21 protein-coding genes and 1 riboswitch are annotated in these 24,480 nt (G+C 48.0%); of the genes, 20 read left to right on the top strand and 1 reads right to left on the bottom strand.

Annotation, left to right across the window (positions count from 1 at the left end):
* Nucleotides 1–5: 5 nt before the first annotated feature.
* The 5 genes from C1T21_RS15845 to C1T21_RS27360 all read left to right on the top strand — a co-directional run bounded on the left by C1T21_RS15845 (nucleotide 6) and on the right by C1T21_RS27360 (nucleotide 7,980).
* Nucleotides 6–1,334 carry a UDP-glucose dehydrogenase family protein gene (locus C1T21_RS15845; protein WP_103048924.1) on the top strand — a complete coding sequence of 443 codons (1,329 nt, stop codon included), beginning with the start codon at nucleotides 6–8 and terminating at the stop codon, nucleotides 1,332–1,334.
* A 592-nt stretch (nucleotides 1,335–1,926) separates the two neighbouring features.
* A complete protein-coding gene (locus C1T21_RS15840; RefSeq protein ID WP_013309163.1) occupies nucleotides 1,927–3,303 on the top strand; it encodes a sugar phosphate nucleotidyltransferase in 1,377 nt (458 codons plus the stop codon).
* Nucleotides 3,304–3,458: 155 nt separating this feature from the next.
* Nucleotides 3,459–3,539, top strand: a riboswitch (cyclic di-GMP riboswitch).
* A 13-nt stretch (nucleotides 3,540–3,552) separates the two neighbouring features.
* Nucleotides 3,553–5,154, top strand: coding sequence for a glycosyl hydrolase (locus tag C1T21_RS15835; protein WP_103048923.1), 1,602 nt, complete (start codon nucleotides 3,553–3,555; stop codon nucleotides 5,152–5,154).
* A 48-nt stretch (nucleotides 5,155–5,202) separates the two neighbouring features.
* Nucleotides 5,203–7,497 (top strand): PD-(D/E)XK nuclease family protein, encoded by a 2,295-nt coding sequence (locus C1T21_RS15830; RefSeq protein ID WP_103048922.1) that lies wholly within the window; start codon nucleotides 5,203–5,205, stop codon nucleotides 7,495–7,497.
* A 309-nt stretch (nucleotides 7,498–7,806) separates the two neighbouring features.
* A complete protein-coding gene (locus C1T21_RS27360) occupies nucleotides 7,807–7,980 on the top strand; it encodes a hypothetical protein (RefSeq protein WP_167686529.1) in 174 nt (57 codons plus the stop codon).
* A gap of 62 nt (nucleotides 7,981–8,042) precedes the next feature.
* On the opposite strand, the gene C1T21_RS15825 is transcribed toward C1T21_RS27360, so the two are convergent.
* On the bottom strand, nucleotides 8,043–8,411 hold the full coding sequence (locus tag C1T21_RS15825) for a helix-turn-helix domain-containing protein (protein ID WP_103048921.1): 369 nt from the start codon (nucleotides 8,409–8,411) through the stop codon (nucleotides 8,043–8,045).
* 328 nt (nucleotides 8,412–8,739) lie between these two features.
* Here C1T21_RS15825 and C1T21_RS15820 point away from each other — a divergent pair, with 328 nt between their 5' ends.
* The 15 genes from C1T21_RS15820 to C1T21_RS15750 all read left to right on the top strand — a co-directional run bounded on the left by C1T21_RS15820 (nucleotide 8,740) and on the right by C1T21_RS15750 (nucleotide 24,460).
* Nucleotides 8,740–9,489 carry a YveK family protein gene (locus C1T21_RS15820; RefSeq protein WP_103048920.1) on the top strand — a complete coding sequence of 250 codons (750 nt, stop codon included), beginning with the start codon at nucleotides 8,740–8,742 and terminating at the stop codon, nucleotides 9,487–9,489.
* The gene (locus C1T21_RS15815) at nucleotides 9,470–10,156 is read left to right on the top strand and encodes a CpsD/CapB family tyrosine-protein kinase (protein ID WP_103048919.1); all 687 of its coding nucleotides are present in this window, start codon (nucleotides 9,470–9,472) and stop codon (nucleotides 10,154–10,156) included. Before C1T21_RS15820 ends, C1T21_RS15815 begins: the two co-directional genes overlap by 20 nt.
* 85 nt (nucleotides 10,157–10,241) lie before the next feature.
* Complete coding sequence (locus C1T21_RS15810) at nucleotides 10,242–10,940, top strand: sugar transferase (protein ID WP_103048918.1); 699 nt, start codon at nucleotides 10,242–10,244, stop codon at nucleotides 10,938–10,940.
* Between the two features lie 32 nt (nucleotides 10,941–10,972).
* Nucleotides 10,973–11,911 carry a GDP-L-fucose synthase gene (fcl, locus tag C1T21_RS15805; RefSeq protein ID WP_103048917.1) on the top strand — a complete coding sequence of 313 codons (939 nt, stop codon included), beginning with the start codon at nucleotides 10,973–10,975 and terminating at the stop codon, nucleotides 11,909–11,911.
* Between the two features lie 20 nt (nucleotides 11,912–11,931).
* Entirely contained in the window at nucleotides 11,932–12,921 is a 990-nt protein-coding gene (gmd, locus tag C1T21_RS15800) for a GDP-mannose 4,6-dehydratase (protein WP_103048916.1), read from the top strand.
* Between the two features lie 123 nt (nucleotides 12,922–13,044).
* Nucleotides 13,045–14,388 (top strand): flippase, encoded by a 1,344-nt coding sequence (locus C1T21_RS15795; protein WP_103049057.1) that lies wholly within the window; start codon nucleotides 13,045–13,047, stop codon nucleotides 14,386–14,388.
* Nucleotides 14,375–15,643 carry a hypothetical protein gene (locus C1T21_RS15790; RefSeq protein ID WP_103048915.1) on the top strand — a complete coding sequence of 423 codons (1,269 nt, stop codon included), beginning with the start codon at nucleotides 14,375–14,377 and terminating at the stop codon, nucleotides 15,641–15,643. The genes C1T21_RS15795 and C1T21_RS15790 overlap by 14 nt, the downstream gene beginning before the upstream one ends.
* Nucleotides 15,644–16,391: 748 nt before the next feature.
* Nucleotides 16,392–17,624, top strand: coding sequence for a glycosyltransferase family 4 protein (locus tag C1T21_RS15785; RefSeq protein WP_103048914.1), 1,233 nt, complete (start codon nucleotides 16,392–16,394; stop codon nucleotides 17,622–17,624).
* Nucleotides 17,621–18,862, top strand: a complete 1,242-nt coding sequence (locus tag C1T21_RS15780) for a glycosyltransferase family 4 protein (protein ID WP_103048913.1) — start codon at nucleotides 17,621–17,623, stop codon at nucleotides 18,860–18,862. The genes C1T21_RS15785 and C1T21_RS15780 overlap by 4 nt, the downstream gene beginning before the upstream one ends.
* Nucleotides 18,840–19,649, top strand: a complete 810-nt coding sequence (locus C1T21_RS15775) for a WecB/TagA/CpsF family glycosyltransferase (protein WP_180984598.1) — start codon at nucleotides 18,840–18,842, stop codon at nucleotides 19,647–19,649. The genes C1T21_RS15780 and C1T21_RS15775 overlap by 23 nt, the downstream gene beginning before the upstream one ends.
* A gap of 51 nt (nucleotides 19,650–19,700) precedes the next feature.
* Entirely contained in the window at nucleotides 19,701–21,041 is a 1,341-nt protein-coding gene (locus tag C1T21_RS15770; protein WP_103048912.1) for a UDP-glucose dehydrogenase family protein, read from the top strand.
* 14 nt (nucleotides 21,042–21,055) lie between these two features.
* Nucleotides 21,056–22,033, top strand: a complete 978-nt coding sequence (locus tag C1T21_RS15765) for an LCP family glycopolymer transferase (protein ID WP_103048911.1) — start codon at nucleotides 21,056–21,058, stop codon at nucleotides 22,031–22,033.
* A gap of 130 nt (nucleotides 22,034–22,163) precedes the next feature.
* Entirely contained in the window at nucleotides 22,164–22,655 is a 492-nt protein-coding gene (locus C1T21_RS15760; protein WP_103048910.1) for a hypothetical protein, read from the top strand.
* A 109-nt stretch (nucleotides 22,656–22,764) separates the two neighbouring features.
* Complete coding sequence (locus tag C1T21_RS15755) at nucleotides 22,765–23,685, top strand: ABC transporter ATP-binding protein (RefSeq protein WP_029516218.1); 921 nt, start codon at nucleotides 22,765–22,767, stop codon at nucleotides 23,683–23,685.
* On the top strand, nucleotides 23,678–24,460 hold the full coding sequence (locus tag C1T21_RS15750) for an ABC transporter permease (protein WP_103048909.1): 783 nt from the start codon (nucleotides 23,678–23,680) through the stop codon (nucleotides 24,458–24,460). Before C1T21_RS15755 ends, C1T21_RS15750 begins: the two co-directional genes overlap by 8 nt.
* Nucleotides 24,461–24,480 lie beyond the last annotated feature (20 nt).

Here is a 24,480-nt window from a genome sequence, read left to right as displayed (position 1 = left end):
ACGGAATGAAGCTGGCTGTAATCGGTACTGGATACGTTGGGCTCGTCTCGGGTGTATGTTTTGCGCAAAAAGGTAATGAGGTGATTTGTGTCGATCTGGAGCAGTACAAAATCGACATGTTGAACCGGGCAGAATCTCCGATTTATGAACCGGGTATTGAGGAATTGATCGCGTTGAATCTGGAAGCGGGCCGGTTGGAGTTCACCTCGGATTTGGCCGATGCTGTACGCCGCTCGGATATCGTAATTTTGGCGGTAGGTACGCCTTCTCTGGCTAACGGCGAGGCGAATTTGTCGTACATTGAACAGGCGGCCGCTGATGTTGGGAAAGCCATGAACGGGTATAAGATTATTATGACCAAGAGTACTGTACCTGTCGGAACGAACGAAAAGATTAAGGACGTGTTGGCTCGTCACACGAGTTTGTCTTTCGATATCGTCTCCGCGCCGGAGTTCCTGAGAGAAGGCTCAGCCATCAATGATACGCTTCATCCGGATCGCATCATTATTGGTTTGGACAATACAGGATTGCGTGAAACCATGGTCACTCTGCATCAGGTCTTCACGGATAAAATCTATGTGACGGATATCCGTAGTGCTGAAATGATCAAATACGCGTCCAATGCGTTTCTGGCAACTAAAATTTCGTTCATTAACGAAATCGCTAATATTTGCGAAAAGGTTGGCGCCGATGTAACCTGTGTGGCTGACGGTATGGGTATGGACAAACGGATTGGCTCCTCTTTCCTACAAGCAGGGATCGGGTATGGTGGCTCTTGCTTTCCAAAAGACACAAATGCGCTTATCCAAATTGCAGGTAATGTAGACTATGAATTTAAGTTGTTGAAATCGGTGGTCGAGGTGAATACCGACCAGCGTTTTATGATTGTATCCAAGCTGCGCGAATCGCTGGGTCAACTGAACGGTGTGTCCATTGGCATTTGGGGCCTCGCCTTCAAGCCAAATACAGATGACATCCGCGAAGCTCCAGCACTGGAAATCGTAGAAACGCTCATTCAGGCAGGCGCTATTGTCAAACTGTATGATCCCATTGCGATGGATAAATTCAAGGAGCGCGTGGATCACCCGAATATTGTGTGGTGCTCATCTCCACAGCAAGCTGCCGAAGGTAGCGACGCTGTGTGCCTGTTGACCGATTGGGAAGAGTTCAAAAAAGTCGATCTCGTACAATTGGCCTCCATTTTGCGCAAGCCGGTTCTCATTGACGGTCGTAACGTATTCGCTGAGGAACAGATCCAAGGCTCCGGGCTGGAATACTACTCCGTGGGTCGTCCGCGGATGAGTGGGTGGAATCGGGATAAGGTGGAAGTTTAAAAGTGACAGATTAAAAAGTGACTGTGGCGGTGTTGGAGGCGCTGAAGGCGCTGCGCGTGCAGATTGTTCTTCCGATTGCTGTTACCCCCGGATTTTCTGGATTATATAAAACATTCAAAGGTTAAAATCCGGGGATAAAGGCAAACGCTGACGCTTCTTCAGAACAATTCTGCCCGCTCCGCTGGTTTTCGCCGTGGAGTCACAGTTTTTAAACTCCCACCTTATGGGGGGGAGTAGAAGGGCAGATCGGAAGGAGCGGCACGGTTGAAGCCGCTCCTTCCGATCAAAGCGTCAGGCGGATACGCCGCGCACGCGTCTTTACAGGCTGACCGGACTTAATAATGTCCGGTCGCGCCTTTTGCAATAAACGGTATGATCGGCATGATGCATTTTTGAGTAGCGCAGGGATGGATTTGAATCTGGAGAAGCGGAGCGTTCGTCTTTGGATCGGGATTCAAACCTATATACGATTTTATATAATCAAGTGAATCCCGGTCCAACAGCGATCGTAAGATCAAATCCAGCCCGTAGCGGGCTACTCAACTTTGCCCCATCCGATCATCCAACCAATATAGAGAGGAAGTGGAGAGTTATGAAGCTCGTACTTTTGTCTGGTGGTTCCGGTAAAAGATTATGGCCTTTGTCCAACGATTCCCGTTCCAAACAATTTTTGAAGGTACTGGAGAGCCCGGAGGGGATTTCGGAATCCATGGTACAGCGGGTATGGAGACAATTGGGAGACAACGGATTATCAGAATCCTCGTTTATTGCGACAGGGAGAGCACAGGTCGAAATGATCCAGAGTCAGGTCGGGCCGAATACGCGCATCATTGTTGAGCCGGAACGCAGAGACACCTTTCCTGCGATTGCGCTGACAGCGACTTATCTATATTCCATTGCTGGTGTTTCCCCTGATGAAATTATAGCTATATTGCCTGTAGATCCTTATGTTGAGGATGCTTTCTTCGCTTCTGTAGCCCAGCTGGAACATACGCTTCAGGAGAGTGAAGGTAAGCTTGCTTTAATCGGGGTTGTCCCTTCCTATCCTTCAGAGAAATATGGTTACATTATTCCGAAAAACGATGCCACCCAAGGTAGCACAGGCTACCGCGAAGTGAGCCATTTTCAAGAGAAACCCGACCGGGAGCAGGCGGAGCGTCTGATTGAACGCAATGCTCTATGGAACTGCGGGGTTTTTGCATTCAAATTAAGTTATTTGCTGGATATCTTGGCATCCAAGGGTTTGCCGCTGAATTATGAAGAAATGCAAAAGCAATACGCATCTCTGGAAAAAATTAGCTTTGACTATGAAGTAGTCGAGAAGGAGAAGGACATTGTCGTTCTTCCGTACGATGGTTTTTGGAAGGATTTGGGCACCTGGAATACGCTCACAGAAGAAATGTCTAATCAACAAGTGGGCAGAGGTGTAGTAACGGAGGATTGCGTCAATACGAGTCTTATTAACGAGTTAGACATTCCTGTGGCGATCATTGGAACGAATGATCTGATTGTAGCCGCTAGCCCGGATGGTATTCTTGTGACCAATAAGGCTGAAAGTCCTCGCATTAAGGAAGTGCTTAAGGCTCATGATCAGCGTCCAATGTATGAAGAACGTCGTTGGGGGCAGTATCGGGTTGTGGATTATGTCAAGTATGACGAGGGTAACGAGGTATTGACCAAACGAATCCGCGTACGGAAAGGCAAAAATATCAGCTATCAGCTTCATTTCAAACGGAGTGAAATTTGGACCATTATTAGTGGTGAGGCGGAAATTATTTTGAATGAGAAGCTGCACAAAGTAAAAGCTGGTGATGTAGTTCGCATTCCTGAAGGAACGAAGCATAGCATTTTGGCTGTGACCGATGTGGACTTTATTGAGGTGCAGACTGGCTCTGAATTGGTTGAAGAGGATATTGTCCGCTTTTGTATGGATTGGAATGAAATTTCCCGTCACCAATTTATCTCATAATTATTTTCGTAAAAACGAAAAAAAGACGAATTCATGAAAATTCATAGCCTAAACTGTCGAAATTGGACGAAAACCTGTAAATTCATGAACATGACCTATTAAATTTTGGTAAAAAAAAGTCGATACTTAGGGTAAGAAGGAATCCAAACTCCTTCCAACGATAAACGCAGCCCTGTCGAAAGGCAGGTACGCAAAGCTAAAGGGCCTTCCACAAGGATGGCAGCCTGGCTACCGAAAGGAAGAGCGAAAGTGAGATTCAATTTTATTCCTCTGTATCGACTGATACGTCATGTACTCCCCGTTATTATGCTTTTTTCATTGTTGCCCGTCGGTTTTGGTGATTCTCTGTCTGTGGCGAATGCCGCTTCATTACAACCTGTTAATTCGGACGCTTCTACTCAGGCCCGTGAACTATACAGCTATTTACTCAACATCTCAGGGAAAAAAATAGTCACCGGTCAGCATGATTATTTGGAAAGTCCGGATGAATTAAGTAACAAGGTCCAAAAAATCAGTCAGGCATATGTGGGTGTACACGGCTATGAGATGGGAGCTATCTCTGGTCAATCTGACGCTACGGAAGCAGCACAACGTAAAAATGTCGTCGATAGTGCTATCCGTTGGAGCAGATCCGGTGGTATTGTGACGATGACTTTTCATGAAGCGCTACCGGGTAGGCCACTGACTTGGGCCAATGTACAGGCGAAAGTAAGTCAGGCAGAGTTCAACAAATACGTGACCCCAGGTACTACGCAGTATAACCTCCTCATTGCCGATCTGGATAAGGTCGCTGCTTCGTTAAAGCAGCTTCGTGATGCAGGGGTTCCGGTTTTGTGGAGACCTTACCACGAAATGAATGGTGACTGGTTCTGGTGGGGAAACAAAACTAATTTCAATCAGCTATGGAATATCATGTACGACCGTTTTACAAACACACATCAATTGAACAATCTGCTATGGGTATGGAGTCCGAATGCGCCCAATTCGTATACTGTCCCGTATACCCCGAAATACCCCGGGGATGACAAAGTGGACATCTTGGCAGTAGACATTTACAACAATGATTTTAAGCAAAGTCATTACGAAGGTCTGCTTGGGCTGGCACGGAATAAGCCGATTGCCATTGGGGAGCACGGTGAGATGCCGAGTTCTGAGGTGTTGCAGGCTCAACCTAAATGGGTATATTCCATGACTTGGGGCAAAATGCTGACTGAGAATAACACAACAAATCAAATTCAGGATTATATGAATGATTCGAGGAGTTTGACGCGGGATGATGTGAAGAATGGATTGGAAACGATTCAACCACCTGGGACAGATATACCGACCTTACCGGACGAGGGACAAAGTGAGCCTATCCCGGCTCCGCCAGTAGTGATCGTTCCCCCAGCTCCGACTCCTCCTTCTGTTCCTGATGTGGTATATGTGAACGGGTTGCGTGGCGAATATTTTAACAATATGAATTTGAATGGAAGTCCTGTTTTGATCCGTACAGATAGCAAGCTGGACTACAACTGGCGTGCCAATGCAGCTGACCCTAAGGTGAATGCCGATCAGTTCTCGGTTCGCTGGACGGGTAAAATCAAACCGCAATATAGCGAGACCTATACGTTCACCACGATATCCGATGATGGTATCCGTGTATGGGTAGACGGCAAATTGGTGATTGACAGCTGGTTCAAACAAAGCTGGACAGAGCGTAAAGGCAGTATGACTTTGGAAGCAGGCAAAATGGTAGATTTAAAAGTAGAATACTATGATGAAAAAGGCGACGCGATGGCACGTCTAATGTGGGAAAGTCAGCATGAAGCGAAAGCGGTGATTCCCGGAAACGCTTTGTTTCTTCCTTGATTAATACTCTTTCCCGGTCCAAAAATTTGAGGAGAGAGGGTCGATCATATGATAAAAAAATGGTTATCCCATAGGTATACAGTAGTTTTATCTGGACTACTAGCGATCGTAGCTATAGCGATGATCGCTTGGTTTATATACACGCCTTCAAGAAGCGCAGAATTGCAGACGGATAAAGTAGCAGCTGCCAGTCCAGTATGGAAGCTGGGTCAGAGGGATGACTCTTCAGCGGAATTCAAAGGTGTGGTCGGTAGGGATAATATCGACATTTCTACAGCAGCTGCCTCTACCGAATCATCTGCTAAAGGAGCAATGTCAGCGTTGTCGGTAGCAGAGAGTACAACAGTTCCGGTATTGCTCAGCAGTGGAGATATTCCTCCCGGTTTGAATGCGTCCACGAACCCTGAATTGACACTCCAGTATAAGCTGAATCAGATTCCTCCCAATGGTATGATATTCCGTGTTCGGATTTTGGATGCGGGCAAAGCAGTCCCGCAAATGGCTGTATTTTCAAATCATCAGCTGTCCGGTATTATTCAGATTGCCGGGGTATCCGGTACTGGGAGTGCTTATAATTTCAAAAACAACTACGAGTTGTATATACCCAAAGAGCAATTGCAAAGCGGTGTTAACGTACTCAAGCTAAAGACAGCGCGCTGCCTATACTGCTCCTCTGCAGAAGATAAAAATGTGTGGTGGACTTGGGATGACTTGAGCTTGGAGACGTTAGCTTCACCTGCGACCGAACCGGTACACGGTAAATATATACTGACCGGAACAAATGTGAACAATAAAGAATTTTATTATGATCAGGGTGCAGTTAAGCATTTACCATACGTTCTCAAATGGCTGGGAATTGCTTATAGTGGCAACGTCATGAGGGTCACCTGTGCCAGTAATGTGGGCAAGGCATGTACAGACGTGGATGATTACTATCAAACGTTAAAGCAGTATAATATGCAATCGTCTGCTTTGTATTTATATACAGGTGATATTAAGCTGCAAAAAGATGGTTCTCTGCCAGAGACGGCCAAGCAAAAGTTGCGCGATTATGTAAAAAAATACGGTTCTTATCTTCAATATTATGAAGTAGATAACGAACCTGGATTATTTAATCGCTCCAAGGCGGTAAATCTGGCTGTGGCCAAGTGGTTGAATACGGAAGGCAAGCAATTGGCACCGCATCTCAAAACCGTAGCACCCGGCTGGGCCTACTGGCCAACGTACTCTACCAAGGCGTGCAAAAATCAAACCAGTGGTACGCAAAAATGCGGTGACCCAGATGGATGGGAACGGGACCCAGAGCAGCGTAAACAGCTGGAGGAAGTTACCGACCTGACCAATGGACACGCCTATGGTGAATCGTATAATGAAGAGGGCGGCGGCAGCTTCGTCCAAAATTTGAAAACCTTCGGCGGTTCGAGCAACGGACTGGCGAAGAAGATGCTGAACACGGAGTTCGGTACCAACGATACACATCGGGACAATCCTGATTACGGGGCTAGTCAGCCACAAGCGGCCGCATTCGACCGGATTATGCGTTCGCAAATCGGGTTTGCCGATATGTTTATCCAGCACGCTGCTTTTTATAAGGATTATACGCTGTTTAAAACAGGCTTCGATCTGCAAAGTCATAACCCGGCCAACACAGAAATTTATCCGTTCGGGCAAGGACAGGACACCCGCGTTAAGATCATGAGACGCTTGAGCTTAGCCTATGCCACCCATGGACAACCTCTGACTTATACAGTGCTGAATCCAGAGGATACCAAGGATAAGATGGTGTATGTTCGTGCGGTGGATACGTCCAAGCTTAAACCGCTGGCAGGTAGCGGCGCTACTTCAGACAAATTGCTGGTGAATCTAGTGAATTTCGAAGCTACCCCGCAGACAGTTCGTGTACGGGTAACGATGCCGAAAGCTGGTTTGTACACGGGTGAACGTTTTGGAACGGGTTCTACTTACAGTCAGGCACAGCGTTCCATATCAGGGCTCAAGGCTTCTCCTGCCCTTGATTTTGAAGAAAAGCTAGGTCCTGGCGAAGCGGTACAATATATTTTGGAATTAAAAAGTACAGATCAGACCGCAGCTTCAGCCCCAACAGGGGTGAAGGCTGCCTCTGTTCAGGATGGGGCAGTAAAGATTAATTGGCTTCAGGCAGAAGGCGTATCTTCCTATGATGTGCTGCGTGCTGACGGGACCGACGGGGCCTATCAGGTGATTGCCTCGCAAGTAGCGGGAAGCACGTATACAGACCGCACAGTAAAAGCTGGAGGTCACTACGTCTACAAAGTCCGGGCGACCGGAGGCACTCAGGTTTCCCAGGCAGCCGAGGTCGCTTAATCACACCGGAATGCATATAGGACCCTAGCAAACGAATATCTAACATCATTTCGGAATAAAACAAAAAAGAACCTATCAGGAGAAAATAGGACCTGAGAGGTTCTTTTTTATTTGTAAATCGTTCTGATTTGCCAATTCTTTACGTATAATGGAGAAAAAAATAAGAAAATCCTTTTTTATTCTCGTCATAAGACGACAACATTGCAGGTATGTATTCATATATAATAGTTTTGTTCATGACTATACATACATGGTTTGTGGGAAATCTCTTTCCGGTGACCAAGAATAATAAAGTGAGGTTAGTGCTGAATGAACAAGGAGACAGAATTAGGGGTGAACAGCCCTCTTCTTCGAAACAACGCACGGAAAGCAGACAAAGCTGCCATCCACCTGGACATCCGGGACATTTTGCTCCAATGTGGTATCACGACGCCAGAATGGCTAGAGAGCGACGCTGACGAAACCAAGTGCCGGGAAGGATAATGCGTGCAAATTCCAGTTGCCGGTCCTACTTGAGAGAGACGTAAAGCAGCCGATCGCTTTCTTTATTCCATCATTCGTTCCATTCGGACAAACGCGATAAAACGTTTGGCTTCTTCCTCAGATAAGGTGCGTCCGTCAATGGTCAGGTTGAAACGTTGCAGAATATCTTCGTCGGACAGTTCAAGCTGGTCCACAAATTCCCTCACATCTGAATCTAATATTGCAGCCGGGTGGCTCGTACGTCCCACTAAGTAATCAATGGTTACCCCGAAAATATCGGCGAGCTTGGTCAGGGTCTCAAAGTCTGGCTTGCGCCTATTTTTTTCATAGTGAGATAGAGCCGCCCGCGTAATTCCGAGGGATTGCGCTAGTTCCTCTTGTTTTAATCCCTTATGTTCTCGTAATTCAGCGATGCGGGTCCCATAATTCATCTGTTTTTCCTCCTGAATGCAAGGTTAAGAAAGGTAAAAAAAGCAATTTTACGCTTGACAAGATACGAATTGTATCATAAATTAGTTATGTAAGTTACATAACGTATCTGTATTTCGTAGTTTTCACTTATGTCTTTGTTTATATACCCTAAGAGGCCACCGATGATTGAGCATTTTGTGCTTATTCGCTGGCTAGACCTTCTATGCGCTATTATACAACATTTTACTATAGATTAGAGGGTCATGCATCGTTCTTTTCCCCGGTATGCAGAGGATCAGTACAAGCGTTATTGCATCGAAAACAAGTCATTCAGGGAGGACTGGTCTTGTGCAGTTGAAAGAGTACATCCGTTTGATCCGAAAAAGAATGTGGTTGATTGGCAGCATCGTACTGCTGGTGTGTACTGTAGTGGGCATAAAAAATGTATATTTTACCCCGCAGGTTTATGAAGCGACCGCAAAGCTCATTATCAACCAGACGCCGCGACCGGATCGTGCAGGTGTCGTCGATTACAGTGTGGTTCAAACGAATATAGCCTTAACGAACTCCTATAAGCAAATTATGATTTCCTCGGCAATTATGGATCAGGTCGTCGCCAGCTTCCCCGATCTCAAGGTCACTCCGACAGCTTTGGCGCAAAAATTAAGAGTGAACACCGCAGGTGATTCACAGGTCATGGATGTAACGATCCGCGACTTATCGTATACGAAGGCTGTGAAAACCGTCAATGCGGTAGCCAAAGTATTCAAACGACAAATCCCCTCTATCATGAAAATGGACAATGTCACCATTCTAAGCGAAGCCAGTCTGAATGATCCAGCAGTTCCCGTGAACAGTAATCCCGCTATACAGATATTTATTGCTTTTGCCACCTCTTTATTGTTGGGAATAGGCTTGGCGTTTTTGTTGGAGGTACTGGATGATACATTTAAGAATGAAGAGGATATTGAAAAAGAACTCGGCCTGCCTACCCTATCCCTGATTACGAAAATGAAAAAAGAAGATAGACGCTCCGACAGCTCTACTACAACTCCTAAACAGGTAGGTGAAGGACAATATGCCGCGATTAATCAATAACCAGCTCGTCACATCCCTGCATGCTCAGTCTTCCGTTTCGGAGGAGTACCGTATGCTTCGCACAAACATCCAGTTTTCTTCTATAGACGAGCCGATTGAGGTTATGATGGTGGCGTCAGCTCAGGCGGGTGAAGGCAGAACGGTCACGATTAGCAATTTGGCTGTAACCTATGCGCAAGAGGGGAAAAAGGTGCTGGTTATGGATATGGATTTGCGCCGCTCCTCTTTGCACCATATGTTTGGTTTGCGTAATCATACGGGGCTGACACGGGTACTTGCCAATCAACAGGCATGGCAGGAGGTAGTTCAGGAAACCGGGATTGACCATCTGCATGCGATTACAGCCGGACCGAACCCACCCAATCCGTCTGAGATGCTCAGTTCCCGCAGAATGAAGGCTCTGCTGGTTGAGCTAAAAGAACATTATGACGTGATCTTGATGGATACGCCGCCATTGCTGTCCTTTCCGGATGGCCTCATTATAAGTTCCATGTGTGATGGTGTCATTCTGGTGGTACAGGCAGGAAAAGTCAAAAAGGATGTCGTTAAGAAAGCGAAAGCGAATTTGGAAAGAGTAAAGGCGCGCATTCTGGGTGTAGTGCTCAATAATGTGAAGCGATCGAATACCCGCGCCGAGCGGGGTATGGAGGAACGCAATCTGACATGAATAAATAGGAGGAAAATAAAGGAATATAAAATTCTTTTAACAATGAATAAATAATATTAATAAATAAGGAGCGAGGTGATGAGACGTGTCTTCTTCCCGCTCGAACGAGGCCGAAGCGTTGGGCGCGTCAGTGGATGTATATTCGGTCGCTCATGGGCTTGAACGGCGGCAAGGATGGAGCGTATATCCGTTCGTGAAGCGAAGCATGGACATTATACTGTCTTTCATTGGAATCATCGTGCTATGCCCGGTATTTCTACTTGTCATTCTGCTGATTAAGCTGGAGGACCCAAAAGGAAGTGCGTTATTTTATCAAGTACGTATTGGTAAAAATGAGCGGCCGTTTCGTATGATCAAATTTCGTTCCATGGTGTCTGATGCCGAGGCCAGATTGTCTGCACTGCTGGTGGAAAATGAAATTGAGGGTGCGATGTTCAAAATGCGGGACGATCCCCGAATTACCCGTGTGGGTCGCTTTCTTCGCAGAACGAGCATCGACGAGCTGCCACAACTGTTCAATGTCCTGCGTGGGCAGATGAGTCTGGTAGGACCCAGACCTCCATTGCCAAGAGAAGTCCATGATTACACGGTGAGGGATAAGCTGCGTCTGACGGTTACGCCGGGCTGCACCGGTCTATGGCAGATCAGCGGTCGTAATCATCTGAGCTTTAACCAGATGGTAGAACTGGATTTGGAGTACATATCCAGACGCAGTTTCCGCACGGATGTGATCATTATGCTGAAAACATTTCGTGTACTGCTAGGCTCCAAGGATGCGTATTAAAGTCAATTCAGAGAAGAAGGTAGGGGATAAGTATGGATCTTCATTCCAACATATATGTAGCAGGGCACAACGGACTGGTGGGTTCCGCTATTGTCCGAGCGCTTCAGGAAGCGGGTTACCGTCATATTATTACTCGCACAAGCCGTGAGCTGGATCTACGCAATAAAGAGGCAGTAGACCATTTTTTTGAAACAGAAACTGTGGATTATGTATTTCTGGCAGCGGCCAAGGTTGGTGGGATTTTGGCGAACAACGAATATCCTGCTGATTTTATCCGTGATAATCTGCTTATACAAACGAATGTGATTGATGCGGCATATCGGGCGAATGTAAGCAAGCTGTTATTCCTCGGCTCCACCTGTATCTATCCCAAATTTGCTCCGCAGCCGTTGCGGGAAGAATATCTGCTTACGGGTGAACTGGAGCCTACTAATGAGGCCTATGCGATTGCTAAAATTGCCGGGATTAAAATGTGTCAGTCTTACAACCGTCAGTATGGAACTCGTTTTATTTCTGTGATGCCGACGAATTTATACGGTCCGGGCGACAATTTCGATCTCCAGACCTCACATGTGCTGCCTGCGCTCATCCGCAAGTTTCATGAAGCCAAGCTGAATCAATCTCCGACTGTAGAAGTATGGGGCTCTGGTACGCCGCGCCGAGAATTTCTTCATTCTGATGATTTGGCTGAAGCCTGTCTGTTCCTGATGAACAACTATGAGGGAAATGAGATTGTAAATATCGGCGTGGGTGAGGATATTTCCATCCGTGAGCTGGCTGAACGAGTGAAGAATGTAGTCGGTTATGAGGGCGAAATTACCTTTAATACATCCGCTCCTGACGGAACGCCGCGTAAGTTGGTAGATGTATCCCGAATTTCCGAGCTGGGCTGGTCGGCGCGTATTTCACTAGAAGAGGGATTAAGGTCTGTGTATCAGGCATTTCAAGGTCTGGATCTGGTTGAACAATAAAAAACGGTGGGGGAATTGGAATGAAAAAAGCGCTGATCACAGGGATTACCGGACAAGACGGGTCTTATCTGGCTGAGTTGCTGCTGTCCAAGGATTATGAGGTGTACGGGGTGCGTAGACGAACAAGCACACCGAACTTTGAAAATGTAGCGCATATCCAGAATGACATCCACTGGCTTTCCGGTGATATGACCGATCTGGCTTCACTGATCGAAGCCGTCCGTCAGTCCGACCCGGACGAGGTCTACAACTTGGCTGCTCAATCCTTCGTAGCAGCCTCATGGCCGCAGCCCTTGGCTACAGGGCAGATTACAGCGCTATCCGTCACCAATATGCTGGAAGCGGTTCGGATTGCCAAACCGGAAGCGCGCTTTTATCAGGCGTCAAGCAGCGAGATGTTCGGTAAGGTGCTGGAGACACCGCAGACGGAAACGACCCCGTTTTACCCACGTAGTCCTTACGGAGTCGCCAAAGTGTACGGCCATTGGATTACAGTGAACTACCGCGAAAGCTTTGATATGTTTGCTTGCTCCGGCATTTTGTTCAATCATGAATCGCCCCGCCGAGGGCTGGAATTTGTAACGCGCAAGGTGTCGGATGCTGTAGCTCGTATCAAGCTGGGGTTGCAGCAGGAGCTGCGCATGGGAAATTTGGATTCGCTGCGGGACTGGGGTTTTGCAGGGGATTATGTAAAGGCTATGTGGCTGATGCTTCAGCAGGATCAACCGGATGATTACGTCATTTCCACGGGAGAAATGCATTCTGTACGCGAACTGCTGCAAATTGCCTTTTCCCATGTAGGTTTAAATTATGAGGATTACGTCGTGATTGATCCTGAATTTGTCCGTCCGGCAGAGGTAGATCTATTGCTCGGCGATTGTGCCAAGGCGAAAGAAAAGCTGGGCTGGGGATTGGAAGTAGGCTTCGAGCAGCTTGTTCATATGATGGTGGATTCAGACTTGGAGCGGGTAAAAAGGCAGGCTGCGGTCGAAGCTTCTGTCGTCGTATAAAAGATGGAGAGGCCACCCGCCTGGCCGGGGGGTCTCTTCGTTGTACATGATTGTAGCTGCATCGACAGATCAGCAGGTTTTAAAGCTGTGCGCAAGGTCATTTTTCAAGATGGAGTAGAACCTATGACATTAGTCAAAAAACGCGCCAAACCGCGCAGAAGTTTGCTGGTGAATACATCCTGGCTGTTTGGTGACAAAATGATCCGCATGGTGTTCGGGCTGGCAGTTAGCATCATCATGGCGAGAGTGTTGGGACCAGAGGAACTGGGAAAGTGGAATTATGCGGAATCCTTTTTCGGGATGTTTCTGATTTTCACGACCCTTGGCTTTGATTCTATATTAGTACGCGATCTTGTCAAAGACCCCAAGGATGAGCACGAGCTATTGGGTACGGCGGTTCTGCTGAAGTTGTTAGGTACTTTGGTAGCCATTGTACTGTCCTATTCCTTCATTTCACTGCTCAGACCGGAAGACAGTTCGGTGCGGTTGATCAATCTGATCCTGGCCACGGCCTCGGTATTTCAGTTGTTTGATATCATCGACTACTGGTTTCGTGCACAGATGCTGTCCAAATACACGGTCGTTGCCAAGAATACCGCCTTTGTTCTCGGCTCCACCATCAAAATCATTCTGTTGTTGTCCGGTGTTCCGATATGGATGGTGGCGTTGTGTGCTCATGGAGAGTTTCTGTTGGGAAGCCTGCTGCTGCTGTATTTCTTCCATAAGGAAGGACGACGTGTGAACCGATGGACGTTCCGCTTAACCACAGCTCGGCGAATCATGAATCACAGCTGGCCGCTTATACTGTCATCCTCCGCTGTATATGTACAGGCACGGATCGATCAAGTCATTATCGGTGAACTGCTGGGGAACGCTGCGGTCGGGCAATACTCCGTTGCACTCCGACTCATCGAAGTGCTGGGCTTCATTCCGGTCGTTCTGACAACGGCTTATGCTCCGGTGGTGACACGTTCCAAGCAGAAAGGAAGCGACGAATACAGACAGACATTGTCCAAGGTGTATCGGCTGATGTTTATATGCTTTCTTGTGACCTCGGTACCTTTATTTTTTCTATCCCAATGGGTAGTGGTTGTGCTGTATGGGAGAGAATTTACCGAAGCAGGTTCGCTGTTGTCTCTGTTTGCGATTCGTCTGTTTTTCACCAACTTCAGTGTTGCTAAAAGCTTGTTTATTACCAATGAAAATTTGTTCAGATACACTCTGCTGACCTCGGTGGTGGGTGCGGTTACGAATATCGCTTTCAATTACACGCTAATCCCGTTACTTGGTGTCCGAGGGTCGTTAGTGGCGACGATTTTGTCCTTTACGATATCTGTATTTCTATTAGATTTGCTGTTTAAGGAAGTTAAATCTAATTTGGGTTGGATGATAAAGTCCATCCTGACCTTCTGGCGTGTTCAAATTACAGTACCGAAAGTTGGAGAGAACAATCATGATACCCATTAAACCGTTTGTTCGGCATGAGGAACAGTGCCCGCATTGTGGAGGTAAGGTACGTGGTGGAGAGGTGCTGTGGCAGGGAATCCATGTATGTGTCAGCACTGCGTGTGAGGGGTGCGGACGTGAATATCTCGAGGACATGAGGGTCGGTCATGCTACGTATTCACCTTATCGTGTAGAAATGCCTGACTATATTCTGACCGGTGATGCGAAGTCAAAAAAATGGCTCGGAGAGCCTTTGCGGCAATCGTTGATGAATCCTTCCTATGACTTAGCAGTCGGCATGACCGTGCATAAAATGAAAGCTTCTACACGTGTAATCATCGTCAACACTATGGATTATTTGTATGGTCATGCCTTGCTCAAGCTGCTCAATGTGCAACGCGAATACGAGCAATCGCCGGACCTGGGAATTATCGTCATTGTGCAAAAGTCGCTGGAATGGATGGTGCCAGCATACGTGTCTGAAATTTGGACGGTTGATGTGCCGTTCAGCAGGGCACGAAACTTTTATCCTGTACTACATCATCGGATGATTGAGGAACTGATGCGCTTTGATGAGGTGTATGTCAGCCCGGCATATTCACATCCCAATCAGTTTGATATTGAGCAGTTTACAGGTGTCTCCCGCTATGACGAGGGGCGTGAGTCGGAGCCGCGCATTACCTTCGTATGGAGGGAAGATCGCTTGTGGAGCGGCAGCCATCATATCGCAAGAGCGGTACAGAAATTTCCGCAGCTCAAACGTGGGCTAAAACCGCTAATTTATCATCAGCGCAGTAAAATCATACGGCTGTTCCGCAGGCTAAGAGAAAGCTTCCCAGATCATCGTTTTACAGTCGCTGGACTTGGGCGTACCGGGAGCTTCCCGGCATGGATTTCGGATGAGCGTGTCACACGCTTCGACCGAGAAAGTGAGCTGCGGGTCTGCGAGGTATACGCAGCCAGCCAATTAGTAATCGGTATCCACGGCTCTAATATGCTGCTGCCCTCTGCGCATGCCGGCATGACCATTGATTTGATGCCCAAGGACCGTTGGGGGAATTACGCTCAGGATATTTTATTTCACGAAACGGATCATCGGCTTACAGCCTACAAATACCGCTTTGTGCCGATGGAATCGAGTGTGACTCTAGTGGCAGATATGGCAGCTGCCCAGCTCAAAGGGGCAGATCATTTTAATATGCAGATGATGGAGGAAAGGCAGCGGCAGGGGGAGCATTCGGTTTGGAGGGGAGAGGCCGCTTCGGGGCGGGTTTGATCCTGGAGCAACTATTGTGGATGGTAGGCCGCTTCGGGACGGATTTGATCTTCCGATCGCTGTTGACGTGGGATTCCTTGGATTGAATAGGCTCTGTAAAAGGGCGGAATCCCTCGTCAAAGGCGAACGCTACGCTTCTCCAGATTCAAACCCTTACCCTCCGCTACCCACCGCCGCCAAAAAGAATCTCCCCCAGCCTATAAGGTGGGGGAGGTAAGAGCCGTCCGGCGATAGCTTCGCCCTATCGCCGCGAACTTCATGGCCGGGCATGCATGCCCGTGTAGGGTACACTCAGCACAGTTCTCTGTCAGGGTGGCAGCGTTCGGTGGATAGCAATCTGGGCAGGCAACAATATAGCCATCGTTAAGGTATCATGGTCAACCTAGCGGTAGTATAGCCATGCTTGCTTGTGAGCGTGCCATAACCGTGCCAAGTTCACAAGCGTTTGACGAAGTCAACGCTCTGCATGCATCCGTGCTCGCGTATCCGCGCAGCGGGGCACTTCATGCCCAGCATTCCCTTTTTTAAATGGGGTGACTTTATGGACCCGGCGGTCAGTAGCGGAGCGGTCCATTTGAATCTGAAGAAGCGCTAGCGTTCGCCTTTGCAGTGGGATTCTTACCGCGGAATGTTTTATATATCCAGGAATCCCACTGCAACAGCGATCGGAAGATCAAATGGAACGCGCAGCGGTCTTTAAGCCCCGCCGCCATAACTCATCCAATATGAAATGGCAGGAGCCCTGATGATGATTCAAAAAATATTGTATCTCCGCAATTTTGCCAGCAAGGTGAACGGGGACTCATACAATTTACAGGAAGTCGGTTTGGGCAAAGCACTCGTTCGAAAAGGCTATGATTGCGATATTGTTTACTACAACGATCGTAAAGAAACCCATCTGGAACAGGTCTACCGTCACGAAGGATGCACCTTGCGTATTATCTGGCTCCACGGGTTTAAGTTCTTAAGCAACAGCATCTACAGAGATGTTCTCAAAGATTCTTTTCTGGATGCTTATGGTCTGGTCATTACTACAGAATACAACCAGATCATGACCTATCTGCTTTCCCGCAAATGTCCTGATAAGCTGGCGTTGTATCACGGCCCATACCGAGATAACACGCACGCGCTGATCCGCAAACTATACGATATTATGCTGCTGCCGAAGGTAGCAAAATCTCTACGCCATACCTATGTCAAATCCGATCTTGCCAAGCGCTATTTGGAGAATAAAGGTTTTGACAACGTGGTTACGATTGGGGTCGGACTGGATCGCAGTAAAGTAGAGAGAGCATTCGACAGTGACACCAGTAACAACAGTGAAGACATAAGCGGAGAACGTGAGGAAAACCGTGAGGTTGCGAATGAGCTGCGTCGAATCGGAGATCGTCCGGTGCTACTGTATGTTGGCGTACTGGAGGAACGGAGAAATATACGTTTTATGCTGACTACGTTCAAAAGGGTACTCCAAAAGCATCCTAGTTGCCTTTTGTTAATGGTCGGGGATGGACGGAAGACAGACACAGATCGCTACTGGACATATGCTCATGAACTGGGGCTAACGGACAGTATTATACATTTTTCAAGAGTGGAGCAACGTCATCTGTGGCAGGTTTACGGAGCGGCGGATGTGATGCTGTTTCCGACCCAATACGATATTTTTGGCATGGTGCTGCTGGAAAGCATGCTGTTTCGCGTCCCGATTATCTCTTCGGTAAACGGGGGCTCGGTTACCTTGATTGAGGACGGAGTGAGCGGAGTGATGCTGAGAAGCTTTTCAGAAGAGGAATGGTCTGGTCGAATAGGCGATTTGCTGGATAATGCTGAGCTGAGACGAAGTATGGCGGAGAAGGCCTCCCTTACGGTCGAGCGTATGTCGTGGGATCGCATTGCGGATGAAATAGTAAGCCATCAAGGGATCAAGCCCAGAAGTTCTAACCACGCTATGCAATCAACGCAGGAAAGAGGGGCAACCACGTGAGCCAACAGGTCAGCAGACAGATGAACCCTCCTGTAAGCAAGGTGCTGATCATCCATAACTTTTATCAGCAAAGCGGGGGAGAAGACAAGGTTGTCGAGCAAGAATCAGCTATGCTGCGTTCCAGAGGAATAGAGACGGAGCATTACTATGTGCACAACGACAGCATTCAAAGCAGAGGGCTAACGAACATGGCAAAGCTGGCGGTAGAGGCGGCATGGTCCCTGCCGGAATTCAAAAGAATCAAGAAGCTGCTTTTACAGGTGAAGCCAGATGTGGTACATGTGCATAATTTTTTTCCGGTTATATCCCCTTCGGTCTATCATGCTTGTGAACGGCTGGGGATTCCGGTTGTCCAGACACTGCATAATTACAGGCTGATTTGTCCGGCGGCAACCTTTATGCGAGGGAATAAGGTTTGTGAAAAATGCCTGCACGGCACGCTGCTGCATTCCATCCGTCATGGATGCTATCGAGGTTCACAGCTTCAGACGATTCCGGTAGCGGCGATGATTAAGTTCAACGATCTGATCGGCACATGGCAGCATAAGGTAAGTCGCTATATTGCGCTGACAGAGTTTGCACGGGACAAATTTGCCGAAAGCGGTATTCCGCTGGATCGTATCGCGGTAAAGCCGAATTTTGTCCATCATAAAACAGTGAAAACCCAGTATGACCCGAATGATCGTTATTTATTGTTCGTGGGACGGATTTCAGCTGAAAAAGGGGTTCGCAATCTGCTGCAAGCTTGGTCACAGTTGGAAGATCGGGGGGGATTGAGACTGGTCATCATTGGGGATGGTCCGGAAAAGGCTGAATTGACCGCTTCTTATCCGCAGGAAGACGTTCGGTTTCTCGGTAAGCAGGATGGAGACACGGTACTGGATTGCATGAGCCGGGCCATGTATGTCATGGTGCCTTCCATTTGGTATGAAGGATTTCCCATGACCATTGTAGAGTCTTTTTCTGTTGGAACTCCGGTATTATGCAGCCGGCTCGGTGCACTGGAGGAAGTCGTGGAGGACGGGGTGACGGGTTTCCATTTTCAACATGATGATTTGGAAAATATAAAGACTGTGATTCGCTGTGCAGTAGCCTATGAAAACTATGCAGCTATGAGACAGAAGGTGTCGGAAAACTACGCTGCACGCTATACGGAAGAAGTGAATGTGAAGCAGCTGATGGCGATATATAGCGAGGCGATGGAGGAGCGTGATTATGAAACAGCTGCCCCAATATAGAGTCGGAAGGATTGCGGAAGCAGATATTGCAGCACTTACGTTTCAGGAGACGGTACACATGCTGGAACAATGGGCAGTCGAACGAAAGGACGGCTATGTTTGTATTTGCAACACGCATTCCATTGTCACAGCCGGGAATCATTCCGAGTTCCACGAAGCGCTCACTCAAGCCGATTTGTGTACTCCCGATGGTATGCCGTTGGTATGGGCGCTCAAGCTGTACGGATTTGAGCGTCAGGATCGGGTAGATGGTCCCAGTCTGATGCTCAAGTTGTGCGAACGTGCGCCACAGACGAAGGTAAGTATATATTTTTACGGCAGTACGCCGGATACGCTGGATAGCTTAAAAGAAAGAGTAGAACAGGATTACCCCGGAATCCGCATCGCGGGCAGCTTTTCGCCGCCATTTCGTGAGCTTCACCCAGATGAGGAGGAGCGGATCATTGATGAAATCAATGCGTCCGGCGCGCATATCATATTCGTCAGCTTAGGCTGCCCGAAGCAGGAAATATGGATGCATCGAAACAAAGACCGCATTCATGGCGTGATGATTGGAGTAGGGGCGGCCTTTGACTATATTACTGGAAAGGTTCGTAGACCGCCACTAGCGATACAAAAGCTGGGGCTGGAGTGGCTGTACCGTCTGATCTGTGAACCGAAGCGATTATGGAAGAGGTATGCCTATAACAATCCGATGTATGTATACCGTTTTCTAAAATCTTATCGGCAAAACAAACGGCTTACGCTTTATCATAATCGGCTTGCAGGAAGAGATATAGAGAAATGAAGTCGGTAAAGGCAGGATGCAATGAGACAGCATGTAAAAGGGGGAGTTGCTTTGAAGCTATGTGTAATTGGTGCAGGGTATGTCGGGCTGGTGTCGGGGGTCTGTTTTGCCGCACTCGGGAATACCGTCGTCTGTGTAGATCAGAATGAGGATAAAATTCATCAGCTACGTGCAGGTGGAGTGCCGATTTATGAACCGGGATTAAAGGCTCTAATTAAAGATAATGTAGAACAAGGCCGACTAAGCTTTACAACAGATACGGCTGCTTCGGTGGAGGCAGCTGAAATTGTTATTTTGGCGGTCGGCACGCCTTCGCTGCCAGGCGGAGAAGCGAACCTGTCCTATATTGAAGAAGCCGCCTGCGAGGTGGCAGACGCCATGAATGGCTACAAAGTAATTGTCACCAAAAGCACGGTGCCTGTCGGAACGAACGAACGTATTCAAAATTGGATTGCGAGCCGCACAAACTATCCGTTTGGTGTGGCTTCGGTTCCTGAGTTTTTACGTGAAGGTTCAGCAGTCATAGACACCCTACAGCCAGATCGAATCATCATCGGAGCTTCCGATCCGCATGTGTCCGCTGTGCTGACTACACTGCACGAGCCGTTGACGACAAATATCGTAACCACGGATATCCGTTCGGCGGAGATGATCAAATACGCGTCGAATGCTTTTTTGGCGACCAAAATTTCGTTTATTAATGAGATTGCAAATATTTGCGAAAAGGTGGGCGCAGACGTTACACGCGTGGCACACGGTATGGGACTGGATCAGCGGATCGGTTCCTCCTTTTTGTCTGCTGGTATCGGCTATGGGGGTTCCTGTTTTCCCAAGGATACACAAGCTCTGATCCAAATTGCAGGCAACGTGGACTATGAATTCAAGCTGCTAAAATCTGTGGTAGAAGTGAATCAGGGGCAACGTTTTAATGTGATTCGTAAGCTGAAAGAGGCGCTGGGTGATCTGGAAGGAGCTACGATTGGTATATGGGGACTGGCCTTTAAACCGAATACAGATGACGTAAGAGATGCCCCGGCGCTGGATATCATGCAGTCGCTGCTGGAGGCAGGGGCGCAAATTCGTGCATATGACCCGATCGCTACGGCTAACTTCCGCAGACTGCTGGACAGCTCGGAAGTAACGTGGGCAGATAGCGCACGAGAAGCGGCAGAGGGATGCGACGCACTGTGTCTATTGACGGAATGGGAAGAGTTTGGTGATATCGGGTTGGGTGAGCTGAATGAGCTTATGAAGTATCCAATTATGATTGACGGACGCAATGTGTACAGCGAAGAGCAAATCAGACAATCCGCCTTTGCATACTATTCTGTCGGCAGGCCACAGATGAACAATCTGGATGTAGATCGTCATCAGTCTGTAGTGAATCCGTAAAGGGGAGGCTGCGTATGAAACGATGGCTGAAGATGACATTGGGGGCTGCGGCGTTATTGGTCGTAGGAGCTGCTGCCTACACCGCTTATGTGTATCATTCCTTTAAAACGGCGGCAAATGCGATGTATCATCCGCGCAGCATCGTGCAGCCTGGGGCGGTCTCTACCCTTGCAACGGGCGAAGCAGGGCCATCCGTAGGTACAGACACTGGATCAAGTACACCCAATCCGGCAGCCATCTCCCAGTTCAAGCCGTTCACCGTGCTGGTGCTGGGCGTAGATCGGCGGCCTCATGATCCAGGACGATCGGATACGATGATCGTCCTGTCTGTTAACCCTGCCGAAGGCTCTATGTTGATGTTCAACATTCCGCGTGATACGCGAACAGAGTTGATCGGCAGGGGGCGTGAGGACAAAATCAATCACGCTTTTGCTTTTGGGGGCGTGGATATGTCGATCCGTACGGTAGAGCATTTTTTGAACCATCCGATAGATTACTATGTACAGATGAACATGGAAGGGTTTGCGAAAATGGTGGACCTTATGGGGGGAGTCGAGGTTCATAATCCACTTGATTTTCAATATGAGGGCCATCATTTTGCGCAGGGTAATTTGAACTTGAACGGGGCTGAGGCGTTGGCCTACGCCCGTATGCGATTCGATGATCCACGTGGGGATCTCGGAAGAAATGCCCGCCAGCGGGAGCTACTCAAGCAAATTCTTGCCCAGTCCATCAGCAAGAAAGGGCTGTTGAGGGTAAAGCCGATACTGGAGGCAGCGGGGGAGCAGATTCGCACAGACATTACCTTTGACGATATGACGACCTTCCTGACCCGGATCGGTCCGTCCCTCAAGCAGACGGATACCGTTGAACTGAAGGGACATGGGCGTAAAATCAACGGTGTGTATTATTACATTGTGGATGAGCAGGAACGCCAGCGTATCCATGGAGTGATGGAGAAGCATTTGCTTACCACTGCCATATCGCCTTAGGCAGCCTTATGCAGGCGGGTGCCCTATTGGGAGGTCACCCGTTATTTTCTTCTAAAGTCTTCTAAACAAGGCTTGTCCCACATACATCTGTAGAGAATTCGGTATAGTCCAACAGAGGGAGGGGCAACGTATGCTGTTTAGAAGGAGAGCGGCTTCGGCGTTCGTCCGTAAGCTATTATATTTTGCCATCATATGTGGATTGTTATGGCTGCTGTGGCTGGGTCTGCGTGGGGTGATGTCTACAGGCGAGGGCGAACAAGCGGTAGAAGCACTGAACGAGTTTTACACTATGGAGCAATCGGGAAATTTCGGAGGCTCATGGGAGTTTTTTCATTCGCAAATGAAAAAGAAATTCGAGAAATCTACGTATGTACAGCAGCGTGCGCACGTTTTTATGCAGGATATGGGGACGGATACGTTCACGTTTGAACTGGGGGAGCCGCAGGCTGAGTATGACATTCGTACCGATCAGAATGGAGAAGAGTTAGGGAAGGTTTACCGTATTACGGTCACTCAGCATTACAAGACCCGATTCGGTAATTTTGATATCGTACAGCCTTGTTATGTGACACAGGAAGATGAGAAATGGCGGGTGCTTTGGATATACAAGGACAAGGAATAGAGGTTGCGTGGTGTTTCTAAAAGGTTAAATATGGTACAATACTTCCAAAACCGGAAATGTACAGTAAAATCGATAACAGCTTCACTCCGGATGGAAGGAGTTTCATAGCATGCAGCAAGCGACAGGACAGGTTCCCGTCATACGTATGGAGGGTGTGAGTAAAATCATTTCCTCAAAAGCGATCGTGGATGATCTGACGCTGGAGGTTCCGGCGGGGCAGGTATTTGGTTTCCTTGGACCCAATGGTGCGGGAAAAACGACGACCATCCGTATGATGGTTGGCCTGATTTCGATCAGCAAGGGCGATATTCATATTTGTGGAGACAGCATTAATACCGATTTTGAAAAGGCCGTTTCCCATGTTGGCGCGATTGTTGAGAACCCGGAGATGTACAAGTTTTTGACAGGCTATCAAAATTTGCAGCATTTTGCGCGAATGTCTCCTGGGGTGACCCAAGAGCGCGTGGATGAAGCGATTCGTCTGGTGGGACTCGGAAACCGAATTCATGATAAAGTAAAAACCTACTCGCTCGGGATGCGGCAGCGACTTGGGGTAGCTCAGGCGATTTTGCATCGACCGAAGCTGCTCGTGCTGGACGAGCCGACCAATGGCTTGGACCCGCAGGGTATTCGAGAACTGCGGGATTATTTGCGTCAATTGACCCGTACGGAAGGAATTACCGTGTTCGTATCAAGTCATTTGTTGTCCGAGATGGAGCTGATGTGCGACCGTGTAGCCATTATTCAGAGCGGACGGCTGGTTGATATCAAGCAGCTGAAGAATACAGGGGAGGAAGTGCAGACGGCAGAAATTGCTTTTGAGGTAAATGATGCCGAGCAAGCTTATGCGCTTGCTGGAGCAGGGCGCGTCGAAGGCAATCAACTGCTGCTTCACCTGGAGCGGGAACAGATCGCAGAGATGAACAGCCTGCTGGCTGCAAACGGAATTAAAGTATATGCGATTCGCCCGGTTGCCCGTACGCTGGAAGATCAATTTTTGGAAGTGACGGGAGGCGGGTTCATTGGCTGATTTCTTCAAGTTGGTACATAACGAAAATCTGAAAATTTACCTGCGTGTGCGCACATGGATTATGCTGGGTCTGCTGGCGGTCATCACGGCTGCGATTCCGATGCTGATTTCTCTTGTATCTGATCAGGTCAGTGTGTGGGATGGAATTGCGTTGACGACATTGTTTACATTTTTCCTCAATACGACGTTTACGGTCATTGTAGCCGCTGATTCGGTGGCCGGTGAATTTACTTGGGGAACGATTAAGTTACTGCTCATCCGACCTTGGACTCGCAGCAAAATATTGTTGTCCAAGTATATATCCGTGGTTTTGTTCAGTTTGCTCGGAACGATCATTTTGATCTTGATGGTTACGCTGTCCTCATGGCTGATGTTATCCAAGGATGCACCAGCGGGTTCTGTTCCACTGTTCAGTGATCCGATATCTTATGTAACGCTGAACTTTTTATATAGCTATATCGCCTTGTTCGTGACGATGGCCTTTGCATTTATGCTATCCGCAGTTTTCCGTTCCAGTGCCTTGGCGATTGGGCTGTCGTTGTTCATGATGTTCACCAAAACAGTCTATAACACGATTGGCTTGTTCAGCACAGATCGTTTTGAATGGACCAAATACGTATTATTTACGCATATGGATCTGAAAAAATATTTAGATATGCCGCCGGGTACAGTAAGTTCCAGTCTAACCTTTTCGCTCACCGTGCTGGCCGCTTATTATGTGATTTTTATCGCCATCGCCTGGGTGGTTTTCGTAAAACGGGATGTTTCAACCTAAATCGAAGTGCCTCAGAGTAA

It is taken from the genome of Paenibacillus sp. F4 (genome assembly GCF_002894905.1).
GTDB lineage: Bacteria > Bacillota > Bacilli > Paenibacillales > Paenibacillaceae > Paenibacillus > Paenibacillus polymyxa_B.
This window is presented reverse-complemented; position numbering and strand designations above follow the sequence as displayed.

Coding starts and splice junctions, on each gene's coding strand:
- C1T21_RS15815 (WP_103048919.1), top strand. CDS start 9,470: ATGCCGCGATTAATCAATAACCAGCTCGTCACATCCCTGCATGCTCAG.
- C1T21_RS15795 (WP_103049057.1), top strand. CDS start 13,045: ATGACATTAGTCAAAAAACGCGCCAAACCGCGCAGAAGTTTGCTGGTG.
- C1T21_RS15830 (WP_103048922.1), top strand. CDS start 5,203: ATGATAAAAAAATGGTTATCCCATAGGTATACAGTAGTTTTATCTGGA.
- C1T21_RS15790 (WP_103048915.1), top strand. CDS start 14,375: ATGATACCCATTAAACCGTTTGTTCGGCATGAGGAACAGTGCCCGCAT.
- C1T21_RS15825 (WP_103048921.1), bottom strand. CDS start 8,411: ATGAATTATGGGACCCGCATCGCTGAATTACGAGAACATAAGGGATTA.
- fcl (WP_103048917.1), top strand. CDS start 10,973: ATGGATCTTCATTCCAACATATATGTAGCAGGGCACAACGGACTGGTG.
- C1T21_RS15755 (WP_029516218.1), top strand. CDS start 22,765: ATGCAGCAAGCGACAGGACAGGTTCCCGTCATACGTATGGAGGGTGTG.
- C1T21_RS15845 (WP_103048924.1), top strand. CDS start 6: ATGAAGCTGGCTGTAATCGGTACTGGATACGTTGGGCTCGTCTCGGGT.
- C1T21_RS15840 (WP_013309163.1), top strand. CDS start 1,927: ATGAAGCTCGTACTTTTGTCTGGTGGTTCCGGTAAAAGATTATGGCCT.
- C1T21_RS15775 (WP_180984598.1), top strand. CDS start 18,840: ATGAAACAGCTGCCCCAATATAGAGTCGGAAGGATTGCGGAAGCAGAT.
- gmd (WP_103048916.1), top strand. CDS start 11,932: ATGAAAAAAGCGCTGATCACAGGGATTACCGGACAAGACGGGTCTTAT.
- C1T21_RS27360 (WP_167686529.1), top strand. CDS start 7,807: ATGAACAAGGAGACAGAATTAGGGGTGAACAGCCCTCTTCTTCGAAAC.
- C1T21_RS15765 (WP_103048911.1), top strand. CDS start 21,056: ATGAAACGATGGCTGAAGATGACATTGGGGGCTGCGGCGTTATTGGTC.
- C1T21_RS15760 (WP_103048910.1), top strand. CDS start 22,164: ATGCTGTTTAGAAGGAGAGCGGCTTCGGCGTTCGTCCGTAAGCTATTA.
- C1T21_RS15785 (WP_103048914.1), top strand. CDS start 16,392: ATGATTCAAAAAATATTGTATCTCCGCAATTTTGCCAGCAAGGTGAAC.